Origin of the sequence: uncultured Campylobacter sp., assembly GCF_938045405.1 — a bacterium.
Lineage (GTDB): Bacteria > Campylobacterota > Campylobacteria > Campylobacterales > Campylobacteraceae > Campylobacter_B.
Genome location: NZ_CALIMW010000175.1, coordinates 1 through 1,152, shown reverse-complemented (window position 1 = coordinate 1,152; position 1,152 = coordinate 1). Strand labels below are relative to the sequence as shown.

At 47.6% G+C, this 1,152-nt stretch carries 1 protein-coding gene; it reads left to right on the top strand.

The features are described from left to right. Window positions 1-631: hypothetical protein (locus tag Q0140_RS06815; protein WP_297963133.1), on the top strand; the 631-nt coding region annotated here is incomplete at its 5' end. Between the last annotated feature and the right edge of the window lie 521 nt (window positions 632-1,152).

Here is a 1,152-nt window from a genome sequence, read left to right as displayed (position 1 = left end):
AGATCAGTGCTACGTCCTAAAGCATTTGACGGCGGGCGATACGGGCGGTTTTGAGAAAACGGGCGAGATGAATGACGGCGAGTTTTTGGATGCGCTTATCGCAAAAGGGCTCGTGCGGGTGCTTGATTGGGCAGGCGAGGACGAGACGGGCGATGTAGGCAAATTTATCAGCTCTAGGCTAGGTGCGCTGCAAAGCGGTGTGGCTATAAAGTGCGATAAAATTTACGCAAGGCTCGAAAAAAAAGCGAAAAAAGAGGGTTTCGAGCGCGGTGATGCGAGCCTATTTTTGATGAACGAGTTTCAAAAGGCGCTGAAGAAGAGCGATTTTAGGCTCTTTACTTTGGATCTTCATAGCGACGCTTATTATTTGCTCGTCGCGCACAAGGACGCCGAGAAAGATTTTAAAAAGCTAGCAAAGCACGAGGAGCTATTTTGGGGCATCGCGCCATGGGGCAAGCGCCGCAAGAGGCAGATCCTTTACGTCATAAACTGCGAGTGCGGCGAGATGTCGGCGTGGCAGCTGGACGCGGACGAGCCCTCTCCTAGAGACGAGGTTTGCGAGGTCTGTGGGCGGGTGCTTTTTGACGCAGACGGCAACGCGATGCAGCCTTTGGAAAAGGAATTTATCTGATCTTGCTTATCGTGGCTTTGCGTGCGAAGTTTTGGCTAAATGAAAGTCAAATTTTATTGCGCAGCTCGGTAGGATTTGGCGCGTGGATTTGGTTTGTGGTTAGGCGGCGAAACGCAGTTTAAATTTACAGCTCGCTTTGGCGGCAGAATATGTTTCTATACGGCCCGCTTTGGTAGTAAAATACTGCTCGGCGCGGCTAGTTTTGCTTTGCTGTTTGCGTGAGCGGCGAAATTCGCGGCTTGCGTTTGTATCTCGCAAGACCGCAGTACAGGACGCCCTCTTTTAGCGCTTACGTTACGCTTTTATGTTCTTGCCTCTCAAGTTCGTAGTCGCGGACATATCCGTTCATGTTGCGCTAAATTTTGATTTTAATAGTTGTGGACGTAGGCTCGCGCCGATAAAAATCAAAATTTTGCCCTGCTGCGGGCGCTAAATTTACAATCTCTAAATTTAAAATTTTAAGCGTAAAATTTTGAACTAAAATTTCTAAAATCTCTAAATTTTAAAATTTTAAATGCAAT